The sequence below is a fragment of the Psychrobacter sp. ASPA161_6 genome, from assembly GCF_051970285.1.
Lineage (GTDB): Bacteria > Pseudomonadota > Gammaproteobacteria > Pseudomonadales > Moraxellaceae > Psychrobacter > Psychrobacter glaciei.
Genome location: NZ_JBEFNJ010000005.1, coordinates 24,741 through 42,269, shown reverse-complemented (window position 1 = coordinate 42,269; position 17,529 = coordinate 24,741). Strand labels below are relative to the sequence as shown.

The window sequence follows — 17,529 nt, the reverse complement described above, 5'->3', positions numbered from 1 at the left end:
GCGCTTGGCATATTTACGGCTTTGCTTTGGTGGGTAGGTTTTCACTGGCTGCCCTCCTTGCCGTAACGAGTCATTGCTAGGGTTTTCTTGATTGAACCTAACTGGCTTTGTAGCAGTTCGTGCCATGTTTCAGTGGTGTCATGCGTTAATCGCGCCATTGATATAGCAACATGAGGTTCTATTTTTTCATAGTGAATGAGTGCTAATAGCTTGCCAATGTCACTTATCACAACGGCCGCGCTCTCTATATCACAAGCAATATCTGATAACTCAAAAGACGACATGATAATAACTTCGTTATCGTCTGCCTCTGTTACGTCTATTACTGTGCGTTGGTTGGTTTGGTTGCCACTGTATAACGTGGCTATCGCTTGGCGGTTGGCTGGCGTGTCAAAGAATAGTGACGGGGCTTGGTCATCACGACTTACCTTTCCATCATCACGATAGTGGTATGTCTTGCCGTTGAGGGTAAAGCCCAAACAACCGTATTCTTTATCATTGAATAGCCTGTAAGCAGCATTACTCACAGATGGGCACAGAACGCTATCACCTGCTTTGAATGTGGCTGGTGTGCTGTTTGAGTTACGCATGATTATCTACCTTTGATTTTGTGATTGTTTGGACGTTGACGGGCTGGCATGAGGCGATCAATAGCAGTATTAACAAGCAAGCCATGATTGATAAAAAACCGATAGGGTTACGCTTATTTCGTTTGGGTTGCTGGTTGCCACTGTGCTGCCCATGGTCGGCTTTTAGATTGGTTCTGTTATCGTTGCTCATTTCTTACGTCCTCCACGTTAAAGGCGATTTCTGCTATGCGTTTGGATAGCTCTTTTAGTGACTCCACTTGTCGGCTGCCTGTTGGTATTGCACAGCGTAAAGCTAGCATCTGATTTTCTACTTCTACTATTTCTATCAGGCTATTAATGGCGGTCACATTGGCGTGTAAGGTAATGATTAACTGGTCGATAAATTCATCAGTTATCATTAGCATGCCTTTGTCTTTTAACCTGCCCATTACCTCATTTATGAAAGCGTCATCACTCATAGTCATTCGCCTTGATTTCAGGTAATAAGATAAGCCCGTCCATCTGTTCGCTTAAGATGGTTGCTAGTTCACTGTTAGCGAGTAAGGCAGACCTTACAGCGACTATTACGCCACGGCTGGTGTCATCATCGGTATGGATAGCACTAAGTGCCATTGCTAGGCTCTCAGCATCGTTTGATAGGTCGTGTATGCGGTCATTAATGACAGACAAGTAATAACTATCTACTGGTACTAGGCGCGGTTCTAATATGTCGTTTGATTGGCTCATGGGTTCACCTCACTGTTAGATAACTCACTTTCAAGTAATGTCTGCTCATCGAGCCAATAGACCGAAAAACGCTTGTCATTGTGTATGACTATCTCGCTTTGAATGGTTAGCCCTGCGGTTCTTAGGTCATGTATGCGCTGTGCTAGGCATGTGATTTGATAAAGGCGGTATGCGTCCCATGTGGTGATCGTTGCCCCTGTCATCAGGTGCGCTCTAACAGTGTCAATCTGTGTCTTAGGTGCTGGCTGGTCGGTCACTGGGGCTGTGCTGGTGGCTGTGGTCATCATAATTAAACCCCCTCGCTAACTGATTGCTGATTTTCAATAAAGCGCAAAATATCGCTATTCCTAAACATAGGAATACCGTTTATATTAATTGGCTTAGGGAATTTATCCGCTTTCCACCAGCGTCTTAGTGTTTGGTGGTGAAGTCCGATTAGTTCGGCTGTAGGCTGAATGCGTGAATAGCCTTGAGGGTTTAGCGGTGTCGACTGTTCAGTAGTGGTAGGTTGGCTGTTATTGATGGTTGGATTAGTATGGGTCATAAGATCACCTGTTAGTTAATGATTAGTAACAGGTGTCATATTAGGATTATGATAGATAAGGCGGTAGATGGGCATTCTAGCAATCAGGGGGTAATTCTAGAATTTAAGGGATATTAATTACAAACTTTCACAAGTAAAGGGGCTTAACTCGCTACGTATTCTTAATAATAGTTGTTTACGTAATTTATTTTCAGGTGTTGAGTTGCCATAATCTATATTTTTGTACCTTTCTAAAATAGCTGGCGGTACTTTATCGGATTTTTTAAGCCAGTTATCTACTTGATTAACTGTTAAGTTTAGATCAGGTAGGAATTCAACTATTAACCCAGCTACTTGCTTACGCAATAATAAATTATCTTGCTTATCGTAACTCCATATCTTTTCTGCTAGAGGTAATACTATTTTTTTCTTCTCGTTAGTATGCTTTTGTATAGGTGCAGATGTCCGTTCTTCTAGCTCCTCATAAGATACATAACTATGATTTGCTAAAACCACTCCTAGTGCGTTGCTAGATGATAAGAGATATTTCATGAAAATATCTTGCTGGTCAAAGCTTAAGTATATTTCAGTAAACGCTAATAAAATTGTTGTAAATGTTAATTGTTTTGAGCCTAATCCTAAATTTTTGAAATGCTCATTTATAAGCTTGCTTTTAATTTCTGCAAGCAATTCTGTATCACTATCAATACTAGGGTACAGCTTCGAAAATAATATAAATATATTTGTCCGCAATTCTATTAGTTCATTAGATGTCGCTTTTACACATAGTTTTTTATCTTTTGCCATATCGTATAAGTGCCAGCCAAAAGTATCTGATACACCATCAAAGTATTTAACTTGCTCGTTATCGCTATAAGGTCTATGGATTAAATTCTTAAACTGTCCGCTACACTCTATAACTTCATGCAATATTTTTATATTTTCTCTTTTACTACCCACTTTGCACCCCAGCACACCCTTAAATAAAATAAGAAGCAAGGCAGTGATAGCTTAAGGGTGCAGTTGCTATCGTTCGGGTAATTAGTCCTAGCCTTGCAATTCGGTCTAATGGTTATTAACCATGTTTTTGTTGATCGGCTTTCTTAAAATCTGCATGGATAACATTATCAAGCTTGCCAGCCTTTATATCGTCTAGGTGGTTAGCCCATTTGGTCATCATGCGCGTTCTATCATCTATTGCTGTCATGCGGTTATATGCTTTGCCGTACTTATTCAGCATTGCGTGGCCTAGTGCTAGTTCGGTTATCAATTCATCATAGCCTAGTCGTTCCATTAGCATAGTCTTGGCACTGGCTCTAAAACCATGTGGGCTGTGAATATGCTTGTAGCCTTTACCGTCATTCATTAGATCACTGTTTAATACTTTGTTTACTTCCTGCATGTGGTGGTAGGGTGCTGCCTTGCGTCTAGGGTTATGAAATACATAGTCACTATCACCTGTCAGTGGCTGCATACGCTCTAATATGGCAATAGATTGCGGTGCTAGTGGTATAACGATACTAGCCACCATGTCGCCCCGTCCTTTGCCTTTTTGCGGTTCTAAATGCCATTGCTTGGCGTTTAGGTCAATGTCTGCCCACTGCATAGCACAAGCATCACCAATGCGAACAAACGTAAGGGCTAATAGCTGTAATATACTTTTGTTATATAGCTGGCTTGCATCGTCTAGCTGGTCAATATCTTTTAGCAGTTTGGCAAAAGCGGTAACGTCATTACTTAATGCTGGGCGGTGTTTGACCTTATGGTTTTTAAGCGTTCCTTGTAGGTCACTTGCTGGGTTGTACTCAATAATCATATGAGCCTTAGCAATCTGTAAGATGCTTTTTAGTAGTGTTCTTACTCTTAACCCTTTGTAAGTGTGCTTTTTTTGAATACCATTAACAAACTTAATAACGGTACTAGGGGTTATATCTGTAACTCTCATATGCCCTAGCTGGGTTTCAATCGGTTTTAGCAGCTCTTTATTTTTGCTAATAGTACCTGCAGATAGATTTTTGCTGGCTTGAATATCACGCCATTCATTAATGAAGTGCTGTAAGGTGTTTTGGCGGTCTGTTATGTCTTTTTGCTTGGTATCGGTTCTATGCTCTATTGGGTCTATGTCTTTAGCTAATAGCTGCATGTTGTCGTTGTGATATTGACGGGCATCGGCAAGGCTTAACGCTGGGTACTGTCCTAGCGTCATGTAAGGGCGTTTGCCAGTGATGGGGTGGGTGTAACGGTGTCTAAAGTCTGTGGTAGCGTCTTGGCTGTCTTTGTGCGGTCTTATGCGTACTTCTAAGCCTTTATAGCCAGCTATAGCATAACTAGCTGCTTTGCCACTGCTAATAGTATCTTTGATTGTTCGTTTGATTTGGGTATCGGTTGTTAAGTCTGTTTTGATCGTCATCATATCACCTGCAAACTGGTAGCCATTTTGGTAGCCATTTAATTGGCTTTTTCACACTTGTACTAACGTTATCACAAGTGACATATTAGCACTAAAGGCATGTGAAATAAAGGCTTTGAGCTTATCAGGTTTTATCAGGCTTTATCAAAAGATGACCTATCATCAGGTTGCTTTTTTTGTGCCATTTATTTCACATTGAAAATAACTGTCGTTAAATACTAGTGGTTTGAACGGTCGATGATTCCAGATAATGTAACGTATTTACGTAATAAAAATGTAGGAAAGAGGGTGTTTTATGAAGTGGCAGACATGGTTTTCAATTGAATGGCAGCAAGTATTGGGTATTTCATTATCAGCGCTTGGGTTTTATTTAGGACTCATGTTATTTACGCGATTGATGGGGCTACGAAGTTTTTCTAAGCTCTCGAGCCATGATTTTGCCATGACAGTTGGTATTGGTAGCATACTGGCATCAACAGTGTTGTCCGATAGCCCGTCTTTGTTACAAGGCTTATTCGCCGTTGCTGTGCTATTTATGATTCAAGGTGTTATCTCAGTTATCAGACGTAAAGTCAAACCCTTGAAATCCTTGATTGATAATCAGGCCATCATACTAATGGCGCATGGTGAATATTTTTTGGATAACCTAAAAGAAGCGAATTTGAGTACCAGTGATGTGCAAGAAGTACTACGCAAAAATGGGCTCAAATCCAAGAGCGAAGTTTTTGCAGTTATTATGGAAACCACAGGGGACATGAGTGTCATTAAAAATGATAACACCACTCCCGACTGGTCATTGTTTGATGATATTCGTGATAGCGATTTATTGATTAAGCCTGATAAAAGCACTTTATAAAGTGTTTTAAGCGCATAAAAAGCTTTGAGGTGATAAATAATAACAAAACGTTAAGTAAGTAAGGCGATGATAATGCTATAAAGGGCAAAAGGTTAAGCCCCTTATTAGAACGAAACCGTAAATAATAGGTCTATAAACTATTTTTTTAATAATAGTGACAAATTTATGACGCATTATTCACGGCACTGCCTTGACCTTAAGGCGCTGCTCGCGCAAGATAGATAGGTCTGATAATAACGGTTGGCTTAGCTTTAACAGATTTGATGAGTAGGGAATAGTAGACCGATACCCTTTGGTATTGTTTTGGCATTTCTGACTATTAATTTGCTGTTGAGGCAGTAACGACCTTAAGTAGCACTTTGAACGACAGTTTAAAAGATGAACCTTTGGTTCTTAACTGACAATTTTTTAATTCATAACATTAATAAACGAGGAACGTATGAAAGCATTAGTAGCGGTCAAGCGTGTCATTGATTATAACGTAAAAGTTCGTGTAAAAGCTGATAACTCTGGCGTAGATCTATCTAACACTAAGATGTCAATCAACCCTTTTGATGAAATTGCAGTAGAAGAAGCCGTTCGTCTAAAAGAAGCGGGTGTGATTGACGAAATCATTGTGGCATCAATTGGTCCAAAAGAGTCACAAGAGCAAATCCGTGCAGCGCTAGCATTGGGTGCCGATCGTGGTGTTTTAGTATTGACTGATGCCAAGCCTTATCCACTGCAAATCGCTAAGATTCTGAAAAGCATTGCTGAGTCTGAATCTACAGATATCATCCTATTGGGTAAGCAAGCGATTGATGATGACAATAACCAAACTGGTCAGATGCTAGCCGCATTGATGGGCATTGGTCAGGGTACGTTTGCTTCAGAAGTGAAAGTTGAAGGTGATAAAGTTAACGTTACACGTGAAATCGATGGTGGTTTACAAACGCTTGCGCTTGACTTGCCAGCGGTGATTACGACTGATTTGCGCTTGAATGAGCCACGTTATGCCAAACTGCCTAACATCATGAAAGCGAAGAAAAAGCCACTTGATGAAAAAACGCCAGCTGATTTTGGTGTTGATATGGCTTCTAAGCAAGAGATTATTAAAGTTGTGCCACCTGCTGAACGTAAAGCTGGTATTACAGTGAAGTCAGTTGATGAATTGGTCGATAAGCTAAGAAACGAAGCAAAAGTAATCTAGTACTTTGTTATAGCGTATTCTGTGTAAAATTATCATAACGCTGCTCGTGTATTTTAAAGCTAAGCGTACGAATAATTTTATGAACAGATGACCACATGAATAGATGATACGAACAAATAAAGGATAAAAACAATGGCAATTTTGGTATATGCAGAACATGACAATGCCAGTCTAAAAAAGGCAACTTTAAACACTATCGCTGCTGCTAAACAAATGGGTAGTGATGTCCATGTATTGGTCGCCGGTAGTGGCGCGCAAGCAGTGGCTGATGAAGCAGCAAAAGCTGAAGGCGTGGCTAAAGTATTATTGGCTGATAATGCAGCTTATGAGCATCAATTGGCTGGCAACATAGCGCTATTGGTGGCTGATATTGCTGGTGATTACAGCCATATCATTGCACCTGCTACAACGACTGGCAAAAACTTTATGCCACGTGTTGCGGCATTACTTGATGTGAGCATGTTGTCAGAAATCTCTGCTGTCGTAGATGCGCAAACTTTTGAGCGTCCTATCTATGCAGGCAACGCAACAGCGACTGTTAAAACATCAGAAGATAAAGTGGTATTGACTGTACGTACGACCGCATTTGATCCAGTCGCGAGCGAAGGTAGTTCAGCCACAGTTGAAGCAATCGATAACGTACAAGAAACAGGTAAATCAAGCTTTGTTAACGAAGAGATGGCGAAATCTGACCGTCCTGAATTGACCTCAGCTGGTATTGTTGTCTCTGGTGGTCGTGCATTGGCCAATGGTGAGAACTTCACTAAGTACATCGAGCCATTAGCCGACAAATTAGGCGCAGCGGTTGGTGCATCACGTGCTGCTGTTGATGCAGGCTATGTACCAAACGATATGCAGGTCGGTCAAACGGGTAAAATCGTTGCACCGGACTTATATATCGCTGCTGGTATCTCAGGTGCTATTCAGCATCTAGCTGGTATGAAAGATTCTAAAGTCATCGTTGCTATCAACAATGACCCAGAAGCGCCTATCGCTAGCGTTGCGGATTACTTCTTAGAAGCTGATTTGTTTGAAGCATTGCCTGAGCTAACCAGCAAGGTGTAAGCTTGAACGATTAAGTGTCTGATATCGCTTCAATCTATGATAAATCGTAAAGCCTCTGATTCAATGAATCGGGGGCTTTTTTATGGGATATTTTAGATGCTGATATTTTCTATGCCACTTTTTATATCGCTGTAATTTTGCTTATTTTTATTACTATTCTCAAAGTGATAATACGCCTTAGAATTTATCTCGATTTTATAAGACCTATCAAAATGAGTGCACACGCTAGTCAAATCGATAAATGTCAGCTACTATATTGATACTATCATTTGATTTGTATGTTTTTTGGATTGATCTGACTATAGATGACTAATGATAGACCAATTAATTAGTACGTTAAGGGATTAGGAGATACTAATGGAGGCAGGATTAAACATGTCAGAACGCTTACCTCAGGAATGGAATGATTGGGTAGCAACGAATATGATGCGCGGTGTTCAAACAGAGACAATCGTTCAAACACTAAAGGATAATCGCTTTTCAGACGCTCAAATAAAAGTCGCACTGAGTGATGATTTTAAGGTAGCAGCAAACGACAGTAAACAACCGATTCGTAGGCTACCAAATAACTGGAAAGAATGGGTCGCTACCAATTTTCTTGAAGGCACGAGTAAAAACAGTATTGCGAACGTATTGACGCAGCAAGGGTTTAGTCATGCGGAGATATTACTAGAAATAGAGACGGCTTCTAAAAGTCCTTACCTACAAGCAGGTATTAAAGCCGCTAAGCTCCTAAAAAAACGAGAATGGCTGCTTAGCACCTGCGATGACTTGGCCAAGTTAGATCCTGGTTATAATCAGAAAATTGATGTGATCGATACGCCACCGTTTGAGGTGTTTATTAAAGATTACTATAGTAAACATAAGCCTGTGGTACTGAAAAAAGGTATTGACCATTGGCCAGCACTAAAAAAATGGAGCCCACAGTATTTTGCAGATACGTTGGGAGATGCAGAAATTCAGGTGCAGTTCAACCGTGAGAATGATGCGCTTTTTGAACGTCATTCTGATAAGTATCGTAAATCAATGCTGATGTCTGAATTTGTCAATATGATAGAAAATGACGGTGAAAGTAACAACTATTATATGACTGCTAATAACACGCAACAAAACGTTGAAACCATTAAACCGGCACTTGATGACATCGGTGATTTTGGTAAAGGTTATCGACAGCTTTTAGACAATGATGCGGCCTTTAGTACGTATTTTTGGATGGGACCTAAAGGAACCTTTACACCGCTACACCACGATTTGACCAATAATATGCTGGTTCAAGTATATGGTGCTAAGAAAGTAACATTGATTCCAGCATGGCAAGTACCTTGGTTATACAATGATTTGCACGTATACAGTGAAGTGGATTTTCCTACTTTCGATCTGAAGAACCATCCTTTGATGCGGCATGTGACCCCAGTTGAAATCACTATTGAAGCTGGCGATGCGTTATTCATTCCTATCGGGTGGTGGCATTGTGTGAATGGACTGGAAAAATCTATTAGTATTAGTTTTACTAACTTTAATGCACCGAACAACTATTCTGCAAGCTTTATGGAAGCACAAAACTGATGTGTATGTAGAGTTGAGTGAATCAGATCTAAATAAAAAAAAGACTGAATAAATATATTTATTCAGTCTTTTTTTATCAATCTTTTATCTGTACTACATAAATGACAGTGCGCTTTAAGAGTAGCTTCTTTGACGTAGCGTTTCATATAAGCATAATGAGCCTGCAATGGCGACATTGAGGCTTTCTTGACCATTGGGCTGTGGTAGAGCGATAGGGGTGGCGCACTGCATCAGTTCATCGCAAACGCCTTGACCTTCATGTCCCATAATCCAAGCGATTGGCTCTTTTAAGTCATGTTGATAAATAATCGTATCGGTATGTGAACTGGTCGCTAAAAGTGGTACTTGGACATAATTTAAGATGTCTTGCACACTTAGACCTTCATAGATAGTTAGGGCAAACTGCGCACCCATACCTGCTCTTAGCGTCTTAGGAGACCATGCTTGTGCTGTGGCATCGGTACAGAGTATGTTCTTGATGCCAACTGCTGCTGCGGTGCGTAGTAATGTACCAACATTACCACTGTCTTGAACATCATTCAGAATCAGGCAGTCATCATTAATTATCGCTAAGCTAGGCGTCGGTATATTGATAAGCGCCATAATATCGATACCTGTACCCAAGCTACGAATACTCTCATATAGCGAGTCTGATAGCGTTAGAATAGGCGTATAGGTTGGCAGACGAGTTAAAACCTGCTGTACCTCAGAATGGTTATGGGCGGATTCTGCTAGCAATATTTGGGTAAATGGGTAGTCGCTACGCAGAGCTGCATCGATGAGATGAATCCCTTCGATGACAGTTTGACCTTGTTTTTTGCGCTGTCGAGCTTGCGCCAATAGTGCCTTGACCAGTTTGACCGTCGTATTTTTATCTGAGGTAATCAGCTCGGTGGGATTTGCTACCATAATGGATCGCTTAGAAAAAAAGATAGAGAATTTGGACACTCATTATAAATCAACATCAGTGATGGACATTATAATGAGTGTTACCGGACTGGTTTGGCTGACTTATTGACCAGCATGCTTCACATGTAAGTCTTTAATATAATTGACTTCATTCTTGCTACCGAGTACCACTGGGACGCGTTGATGAATATCCGTCGGTTCGATATCTAGGATACGATGGACAGCATCAGTAGCACCGCCACCAGCACGCTCGATTAATAAGCTCATTGGGTTGGCTTCATACATCAAGCGCAATTTTCCTGCTTTGTGAGCGTACTTGGTATCAAACGGATAAGTGAAGAGACCACCGCGGCATAAGATACGGTGCACATCACCAACCATGGCGGCAACCCAGCGGGTGTTAAAATCGCGACCACGCACACCAGCTTCGCCAGCAATCAATTCATCGATATACTGTTGCATGGGCGCGCGCCAGTAGCGATAATTTGAGCTATTGATCGCATACTCGCTTGTATCAGCATCGATTTGGACATGGTCTTCAATGAGTACATAGTCATTGGTGTCTGGATCTAAGCTAAACATGACAACGCTATCTGCTATGGTCAATGCTAGGACGGTAGAAGTGCCGTATAACAAATAGCCAGCTGCTAGCTGCTTATTACCCGCTTGCAAATAATCGCTATTTTCACTTGTTTGACCTTGACGCTCATACGGTAAAATAGAGAAAATAGTGCCCACTGCCATATTGATGTCGATATTTGATGAGCCATCAAGGGGGTCGAACAATACCAAAAGACTGCCATCAGCATTGGCAGCGGTAGCATCATCGAGCTCTTCTGAGGCAACACCTGCGCAATGGGTGTTTTTTGCCAACGCATCAAGCAATAAATCATTTGCCAGTACGTCTAGCTTTTTTTGCTCTTCGCCTTGGACATTTTGATTGCCGGCTTCACCCAAGATATCTGCCAATGCCCCTTTTCTAAGCAACTGCGAAATAGTTTTGCCAACGTCTGTGACCGTCATAATGACGTCATTCAGTGCAGGGCTGGTCGCATTGGCGTTTAAATAGTGTGCTAAGGTCGTCATGAGGCTTCCTAATAAATGGCCTAGAAATTTGAAAAAAGATAAGCGCTAAAGCAGTTTGCAGGTAGCATTAACTACTCTTGGAGCAGGTAAATATTTAAATAGGTGGTACGGCGTCTTTGTCCCACACACAAAATCAGCTACACTATCTCTGATATTATTCATTGATAGTTTTAGAGTACTGGTTTTTTATTGTGGTGGGTATAGGTCTATGACTATTATCTAATAGCGCTGCCGAACTTGTTTTACATCGCTTATACTATTAGGGTAAATTGTAGCAAATAAGCGCCTAAATGTCCCTGTATCTGTGCGTATCCGCTATAAATGAACAAACAAAGATGAATAATCCGTTATTATTGACTCATATAAACCAACGATAAAGACTTGTCATTATGTCAAATTCTATTGATAGTAGCGCAACACACACCATCTCACCGACAGATTATGCCAAATTCGACCCCGATACTATTCATCAAAAACTAAATACCTCGTTGAGTCGTCCACAGCTTAATATAGATGGCGGCATCCGGCATTTTTTGGGCGTAGAAGGGTTAAATAAAGCCCAATTGCAGGCGATTATTGCCAAAGCTGAGACATTTTTTGATGATAATGGACAATTAATCAATCGTCCTGAGCTCGAAGGCTACACGGTGATGAACCTATTTTTTGAGCCATCAACGCGCACGCGTACGACCTTTGAAGTGGCAGAAAAACGTCTGGGTGCCAATGTGCTCAATATCGATATTGAACGCTCTAGCACCAAAAAAGGGGAAAGCCTGCGAGATACCTTGTGGAACTTACAAGCCATGACGGCGGATATTTTTGTCGTACGCCATTCTGCTTCAGGCGCTGCCCACTTTATGGCGACCGAAGTCACACCAGACATTGCTATCATCAATGGCGGTGATGGCTGGCATGCCCATCCGACCCAAGGGATGCTGGATATGCTCACCATTCACCGTGAAGCGCCGCGTCCTTTTGAAGAATTGTCGGTGGCGATCGTTGGGGATATAAAGCATTCACGCGTCGCGCGCTCGGACATCAGCGCCTTGCAAACGCTAGGGGTTACAGATATTCGAGTCTGCGCACCACGTACATTGCTGCCCAAAGGCATTGAGCGTTTTGGTGTACAAGTTTATGAAAATATGGATGAGTGCGTGACGGACTGCGATGTGATTATGGGCTTGAGAATTCAAAACGAGCGTATTGGCTCGCCATTACTGGCGTCATCAAATGAATACTATAAGCACTATGGCATCACTCCAGAGCGGGTCGCACTTGCTAAACCTGATGCGTTGGTGATGCACCCAGGACCTATGAATCGTGGGGTGGAGATTGCCTCTAGCGTTGCCGATGGGGCACAATCTGTGATTTTAAAGCAGGTGAATAACGGTATTGCTATTCGTATGGCGGTATTGTCGCTTGCGATGGAAGGTCAACGCGCTCATCAAGCAGCTGGTAAGTAATCGCTGCCGCGCTGTTTTATTCTCACTTATTTTATTGATACGGTAATAACGCTCATGTCTACTATGCTCAATACTGATGCACCGCTCATTGACCATCTCCCTGATACTTTTAAAGCATCACTTTCAGATACTGCGAGAACTAAGTTGGCCAGCCTAGAAGCTGGACGCGAGATGTGGTTACTGCCACCGTTGGTTGATTTGTGTGCCCGTCTACGTGAACCAGGCCAACAACAACACGGTACGCTAAAGTCAGAAGGTTGCGCTGCTCGAGCCAATGGTTTTTTGCATGTAGTGACGCCACCCGATACCAATCCTATCTTAGAAAACGGCTCGCTGTTAAAGGGTTTGCGTGAGCGCGCGCTTGAAGATGGCGGTATTTATTTGCATATCTTGGGTGCACTAACGGCAGGTTTGGAAGGTGAGCGTCCGTCTAATATCGCAGGACTCAAAAAAGGGGGCTGTATTGCGGTCTCTAATGCGCGTAGACCTTTTGCCAATGATTTGGTATTGCTGCGTACTTTAGAATATGCCGCAACCTTTGGGATGAAAGTATTCTTTTATCCTGACGAGTCCAGTCTGTCAGGAGATGGGGTGGCGCATGAGGGTTATATTGCCTCATATCATGGACTAAAAGGTATTCCATGGATTGCAGAGACTGTGGCCTTGTCTACTCAGCTATTAATGGTCGAGGAGACTGGAATTGCTGCTCATTTTAGCCAATTGTCATGTAAGTCTTCCATCGAGCTAATGCGCTGGGCGAAGGATAAAGGGTTGCCGGTTACTTGTGATGTGGCTATGCATCAGTTGTATTTAACCGATGACAATTTAGAGGGTTTTAACGCCCAAGCTTACGTGTTACCGCCACTGCGCAGTAATACAGATCAGCAAGCCATTCGTCGTGGATTAAAAGATGGCACCATTGATGCGATTTGTAGTCATCATGAGCCATTGAACAGCACTGCCAAAAAAGCGCCCTTTGCCGATTGTACGCCCGGTATTTCAAACTTTGATACCTTTATGGCGCTGGCATGTCAACTGGTCAATGATGACGTACTAACGCTAGAGCAGTTGGTCGATAAAATCTGTCTGAATCCTGCAAAAATCGCTGGCATTAGCACGCAATATGAACACATTGGCGGTGCCGTATTGGTCGATCCGAATATCGAGTGGCAAGTCACTGCGCAATCGATGCTGTCAAATGGTAAAAACACGCCGTTCTTTAATCAGAAATTGCAAGGGCGCGTCGTGGAGACGTTCTTTGGCTAATTTTCCCCAACGGGACGAGGATTTACAGACATCTTCGAGGACTAATCGCCATGACCGGTCAAGTCATGACGATAGGTTGCGCGGTGAATCTAGTGAGTCGATTAAAGCGGTAGCCGTCTATGAAGTGGCTAAAGGGGTCAGCGCGCTACTCGTGGCAGTCGCGTTATGGTTATGGCATACTGACCTTGAGCGTTGGCTCGCCACTGCCACAGAAACTTGGCAGCAGAACTTTGGTCATTTCCTTGCACCGCAAATCGACAGCACTGTGCGGATTGCCCAGCAGGCAAGTAAAAATTGGCCTTTATTTCTATTATTTATATTTGTCTATGCAGCGATACGTTTCATTGAAGCTTATGGCTTGTGGCAAGATAAGACATGGGCCTATTGGTTCAGCGTCATCGGCTACGGAATATTTATTCCTATAGAACTGTATTATTTGATCGCCCGTCCCTTTGACTGGTTTAAGCTGGCTATTTTTATTTTAAACATTGTCATCGTTATTGTGGTGTATCGTAATATGAAGCAAAAAGGTCTAATATAAAGTTTTATAGTCAGAGCACTTTTAAACCGCTATGGTGTTACCTGCCCTAGATGGACTCAGTGTACTATAGTCAATCCACTATAAAAGCGTTACAGCGTTAACCTCGCTTGAGGTATTAAATATACATCTATACTCGGTTGCCTTGTAGCGATTCTAACATTCCTTGACTATAGATACTGATTAAAAAACCCAGCATAAAGTTAAGGGCTTTATACTGGGTTTTTATTATCTGCAAGCTTTTATAATTGATATTTTTATTGTTTATATATTCAGTGGAAATTAATATCAGCAGTATCGTAGCGTTTTAGAGTTCTTTGACTATAGCTAAACGGTTTTCTCATTCGTACGAATGCTTTTGGCGACTTTGCCGACGCTCAAGCCTTGCACCAAGATGGAGAAAATGACGACTGCATAAGTAAGTGCCAATAAGATATCGCGCTCTGTGCCCATAGGCAATTGCAGTACTAGGGCAACCGAGATACCACCGCGCAATCCGCCCCATGTCAGCACTTTCCATGCACCAGCTGGCAAGTTAAGTTGACGGCTAAAGGTCTTAGTAGTCATGCCAACCACGATCAGCCTTGCTAATAGAGCGATGATAATGGTCAGACCACCTGCGATAAATAAGTTACCCGAATAGGCGATTATCACAACTTCAAGACCAATCAAAACAAACAAAATAGCGTTGAGAATCTCGTCTATTAACTCCCAAAACAAATCAATATAGTGGCGAGTCTTATCACTCATTGCCAGCTCGCGACCGCGGTTGCCGACCATTAATCCCATCATTACCATGGCCAGTGGCCCTGATAAATGCCAATGACTGGCCAGCGCGTAGCCGCCTATGACACCTGCTAACGTTAATAGCACCTCTTCTTGATAACTATCAATGCTCTTTAGTAAATAATACAAAATCGCACCGAGCACTAAGCCAAAGACAACACCGCCACCAGCCTCGACAGCCAAGGTATGTGCCACGTAATTGGCGGTTGGAATATCACCGCTAGACAAAATACCAAGCAGTAAGACAAAAATAACGACGCCGATGCCATCGTTGAATAAGGACTCGCCAGCGATGACCGTTTCGATGCTTTTTGGCGCACCAGCTGATGCAAGGATGCCCATGACCGCAATCGGATCAGTCGGTGATATTAAAGCACCAAACAATAAGCACCACAGAAAGGGTAGGCCAAAGTCAAATAGGGGCAGCATAAAATACAGGGCAGTGGCAATGAGTAACGATGACACTATGGTGCCGATACCTGCAAGAATACCAATGGGTAATTTATAACGTTTTAAATCACTAATATTGACGTGCAACGCTGCTGCAAATAACAGCATAGAAAGCATGCCATCGAGCAGTACTTCAGTAAAATCAAGCTGCTCTAATAAGCTGACTTCATAATCAATGAGCTGGTCAAAGCCTAAAAAGCCCAAAAAAATCGCGCCGATAGATAAGAGAATGGAGATGACCATGACACCAATGGTGGTGGGCAAACCAATAAAACGATGATTAACATAGGTCAATAAAGCGGTAATAGATAAAAAAATCGCGCTGATTTCAAGGATGGTCAGACTGGTGGTAGATGCCATGAAAGAAGTCTCAGGGTGAATGTAAAGATATCTCTAAGCCAAAAGCTTATGAGTGTTGCGTAAATAGAGTGTTTGTTCTTATCTGCTGGCATTCGATGTGCCAATAACTCAGATCATTAGCTTGATTCTGTCTGTAACGCCTTATCAATGTGGGCAGCAAACTCACCAACATATGCAAAATATTGATGGGCAGCGTCGTCGTCAAGGATAAATTGCTTTGCCTGTTGGCACATGGCTTTTAGATCATCGATTAATTCGATATAGCTCAGATTTTCCTCACCTGCGCGCGCAACCAATTTCAGTTCGTGCAGCAGGGTTTGCTGTTGTGCTGTATTTACTCGAGCGTAGTTCAGATCGACCATTGCCTGACAGAGGGCTTTTAGTACCATCAAGTCGGCAGTCGCGTAACGGCGTATCTCACCAAGTGAAGTATCAATAAAGTCTGATATTCTTGGTGTATGAGTGACGACAGCTAGCATTGTAAATCGTTGCTCACTGCTAGTATCAGCATCGTCGTTTTGCGTTGGTGGCGTATAAAAGTGATAAGGACTTGGTGGTTGACGACGCATGATAATACTCAAGCAAGTAGTCAGTGACTGTACACAATTGACCGCCGTTTTGGGGTCATTGATACCAGGAGACAGAGCACGCACGGCTATCTCGGTCATTTGTCCTAGACTATAAGCGATATCATTAGAGTGTGTTACGCGCTGCTCAATACGTATGCAGGTAGCAAAGCGCTGCCAAAACATGCCATCGGGTGTACGCGGGATAACAGTCAAGTGTGCTGTCTTCGTCCTTTTTAGGTTGTTTGGATGATCAGCTGGGCGTTGATAAAAATAGCCAATGACGTTTTTGTCAGTGACAAAATCGCCCAAATTGGCATGGAGTTGCACCACGCCACCGTAGTCTTGTGTCAATGTGATCAACGACTCTAGATAAATTTGTTGTAAGTAACCACAGCTTGGCGAATAGATAGTCGTCTTCGGCCAAGCGTAAAACTGCTCAACGTCATTGTCTTCAACATCACGCTGATGTGTGATATCACACTGGTCACTATACCAATGGTAAATACTTTTAATCGCATCGTTGCTGGCATTTTGAATGACATGCGATGCTTGAATGGCATGTACCATGTGTTGGACAAAATATACTAATAACAAGGCACAGATAATCGCCATGATAATGGCAAAGGTTACTGCTAACTGCGGCACACCAAATGCAACGTCATACTTATGAATCGACTTTAAGACCAATAAACTATAACTAAAGGTACCGATAAACGCACCTAGGACAAATTGGTTTGGCGTATCTGTCAAAAAATTACGTAACAATCGCGGCCCAAATTGCGAGGAAGCCATCGACAATACGGCAATAGTTATCGAAAACGTGGTGCCCGCGACGCCAAGTACCGCTCCTGCAATCGCGGTCATAATTGCGCGTGCCGCATCATCATCGCCCGTAAAGGCAAAACTTAGCTCCCTGACGGTTTCACGGTCAAAGTGCTCATCAATCGTGACTAAGATAGGCGCGAGTATTATACCCACGAGTACACAAGCAGTCGGGATAAACCAATAAGAGCCAATCAAATGCTCCCAAAGGTTTCTAAAGCGATCAGGCAAGTCGGTTAGCGTCTTTAGCGACCATAACTGTGCGAGATTTTTTAGTCCGTTTTGTCCTGTATTGACAGCGCGGGTAAAGAGGCTGTTTTTAGCATGGTCATTGGCTGCCATAGGTATTGAGGTA

The 17,529-nt window shown here is 42.5% G+C and carries 19 protein-coding genes; 7 read left to right on the top strand and 12 right to left on the bottom strand.

All coding sequences use genetic code 11. The annotated features are described in order from the left end of the window. Window positions 1-41: 41 nt before the first annotated feature. The 8 genes from ACTQ9T_RS12905 to ACTQ9T_RS12870 all read right to left on the bottom strand — a co-directional run bounded on the left by ACTQ9T_RS12905 (window position 42) and on the right by ACTQ9T_RS12870 (window position 4,249). Window positions 42-590, bottom strand: a complete 549-nt coding sequence (locus tag ACTQ9T_RS12905) for a hypothetical protein (protein ID WP_440465345.1) — start codon at window positions 588-590, stop codon at window positions 42-44. Next, window positions 583-780: a hypothetical protein gene (locus tag ACTQ9T_RS12900; protein ID WP_440465344.1), complete on the bottom strand. Its 198-nt coding sequence runs from the start codon at window positions 778-780 to the stop codon at window positions 583-585. The genes ACTQ9T_RS12905 and ACTQ9T_RS12900 overlap by 8 nt, the downstream gene beginning before the upstream one ends. Then, window positions 767-1,048, bottom strand: coding sequence for a hypothetical protein (locus tag ACTQ9T_RS12895; RefSeq protein WP_440465343.1), 282 nt, complete (start codon window positions 1,046-1,048; stop codon window positions 767-769). The genes ACTQ9T_RS12900 and ACTQ9T_RS12895 overlap by 14 nt, the downstream gene beginning before the upstream one ends. Next, window positions 1,041-1,316, bottom strand: a complete 276-nt coding sequence (locus ACTQ9T_RS12890; protein ID WP_440465342.1) for a hypothetical protein — start codon at window positions 1,314-1,316, stop codon at window positions 1,041-1,043. The genes ACTQ9T_RS12895 and ACTQ9T_RS12890 overlap by 8 nt, the downstream gene beginning before the upstream one ends. Next, window positions 1,313-1,603, bottom strand: a complete 291-nt coding sequence (locus ACTQ9T_RS12885; RefSeq protein WP_440465341.1) for a helix-turn-helix domain-containing protein — start codon at window positions 1,601-1,603, stop codon at window positions 1,313-1,315. Before ACTQ9T_RS12885 ends, ACTQ9T_RS12890 begins: the two co-directional genes overlap by 4 nt. A 2-nt stretch (window positions 1,604-1,605) precedes the next feature. After that, window positions 1,606-1,860: a helix-turn-helix transcriptional regulator gene (locus ACTQ9T_RS12880; protein WP_440465340.1), complete on the bottom strand. Its 255-nt coding sequence runs from the start codon at window positions 1,858-1,860 to the stop codon at window positions 1,606-1,608. Window positions 1,861-1,977: 117 nt separating this feature from the next. Further along, complete coding sequence (locus ACTQ9T_RS12875; RefSeq protein WP_440465339.1) at window positions 1,978-2,799, bottom strand: hypothetical protein; 822 nt, start codon at window positions 2,797-2,799, stop codon at window positions 1,978-1,980. A gap of 115 nt (window positions 2,800-2,914) precedes the next feature. Beyond that, window positions 2,915-4,249 carry a tyrosine-type recombinase/integrase gene (locus tag ACTQ9T_RS12870; RefSeq protein ID WP_440465338.1) on the bottom strand — a complete coding sequence of 445 codons (1,335 nt, stop codon included), beginning with the start codon at window positions 4,247-4,249 and terminating at the stop codon, window positions 2,915-2,917. 295 nt (window positions 4,250-4,544) lie between these two features. Between ACTQ9T_RS12870 and ACTQ9T_RS12865 the strand changes: the two genes are divergently transcribed. From ACTQ9T_RS12865 to ACTQ9T_RS12850, 4 genes are all read left to right on the top strand, one after another. Continuing rightward, window positions 4,545-5,105: a DUF421 domain-containing protein gene (locus ACTQ9T_RS12865; RefSeq protein ID WP_240216613.1), complete on the top strand. Its 561-nt coding sequence runs from the start codon at window positions 4,545-4,547 to the stop codon at window positions 5,103-5,105. Between the two features lie 439 nt (window positions 5,106-5,544). Next, window positions 5,545-6,294, top strand: a complete 750-nt coding sequence (locus tag ACTQ9T_RS12860) for an electron transfer flavoprotein subunit beta/FixA family protein (protein WP_010196801.1) — start codon at window positions 5,545-5,547, stop codon at window positions 6,292-6,294. 132 nt (window positions 6,295-6,426) lie between these two features. Beyond that, a complete protein-coding gene (locus ACTQ9T_RS12855; protein ID WP_440465337.1) occupies window positions 6,427-7,359 on the top strand; it encodes an electron transfer flavoprotein subunit alpha/FixB family protein in 933 nt (310 codons plus the stop codon). 375 nt (window positions 7,360-7,734) lie between these two features. After that, window positions 7,735-8,925 carry a cupin-like domain-containing protein gene (locus ACTQ9T_RS12850; protein ID WP_440465336.1) on the top strand — a complete coding sequence of 397 codons (1,191 nt, stop codon included), beginning with the start codon at window positions 7,735-7,737 and terminating at the stop codon, window positions 8,923-8,925. A 114-nt stretch (window positions 8,926-9,039) separates the two neighbouring features. Here the strand turns inward: ACTQ9T_RS12850 and ACTQ9T_RS12845 are convergent, their stop codons facing one another. Together ACTQ9T_RS12845 and ACTQ9T_RS12840 are read right to left on the bottom strand one after the other, a co-directional pair. Then, window positions 9,040-9,834 carry a TrmH family RNA methyltransferase gene (locus tag ACTQ9T_RS12845; protein WP_440465335.1) on the bottom strand — a complete coding sequence of 265 codons (795 nt, stop codon included), beginning with the start codon at window positions 9,832-9,834 and terminating at the stop codon, window positions 9,040-9,042. Between the two features lie 102 nt (window positions 9,835-9,936). Next, window positions 9,937-10,920, bottom strand: a complete 984-nt coding sequence (locus tag ACTQ9T_RS12840; protein ID WP_440465334.1) for a class 1 fructose-bisphosphatase — start codon at window positions 10,918-10,920, stop codon at window positions 9,937-9,939. Window positions 10,921-11,309: 389 nt separating this feature from the next. On the opposite strand from ACTQ9T_RS12840, the gene ACTQ9T_RS12835 reads away from it, so the two are divergent. From ACTQ9T_RS12835 to ACTQ9T_RS12825, 3 genes are read left to right on the top strand one after another with little or no spacing between them, the layout of a single operon-like run. Further along, a complete protein-coding gene (locus ACTQ9T_RS12835) occupies window positions 11,310-12,383 on the top strand; it encodes an aspartate carbamoyltransferase catalytic subunit (protein WP_415196085.1) in 1,074 nt (357 codons plus the stop codon). A 54-nt stretch (window positions 12,384-12,437) separates the two neighbouring features. After that, entirely contained in the window at window positions 12,438-13,649 is a 1,212-nt protein-coding gene (locus tag ACTQ9T_RS12830; RefSeq protein WP_010196814.1) for a dihydroorotase, read from the top strand. Next, entirely contained in the window at window positions 13,642-14,190 is a 549-nt protein-coding gene (locus ACTQ9T_RS12825; RefSeq protein WP_440465333.1) for a DUF2127 domain-containing protein, read from the top strand. The genes ACTQ9T_RS12830 and ACTQ9T_RS12825 overlap by 8 nt, the downstream gene beginning before the upstream one ends. Window positions 14,191-14,514: 324 nt before the next feature. On the opposite strand, the gene ACTQ9T_RS12820 is transcribed toward ACTQ9T_RS12825, so the two are convergent. Both ACTQ9T_RS12820 and ACTQ9T_RS12815 read right to left on the bottom strand, forming a co-directional pair. Further along, window positions 14,515-15,783 carry a cation:proton antiporter gene (locus ACTQ9T_RS12820; protein WP_440465332.1) on the bottom strand — a complete coding sequence of 423 codons (1,269 nt, stop codon included), beginning with the start codon at window positions 15,781-15,783 and terminating at the stop codon, window positions 14,515-14,517. A gap of 116 nt (window positions 15,784-15,899) precedes the next feature. Then, on the bottom strand, window positions 15,900-17,516 hold the full coding sequence (locus ACTQ9T_RS12815; protein ID WP_440465331.1) for a DUF2254 domain-containing protein: 1,617 nt from the start codon (window positions 17,514-17,516) through the stop codon (window positions 15,900-15,902). Between the last annotated feature and the right edge of the window lie 13 nt (window positions 17,517-17,529).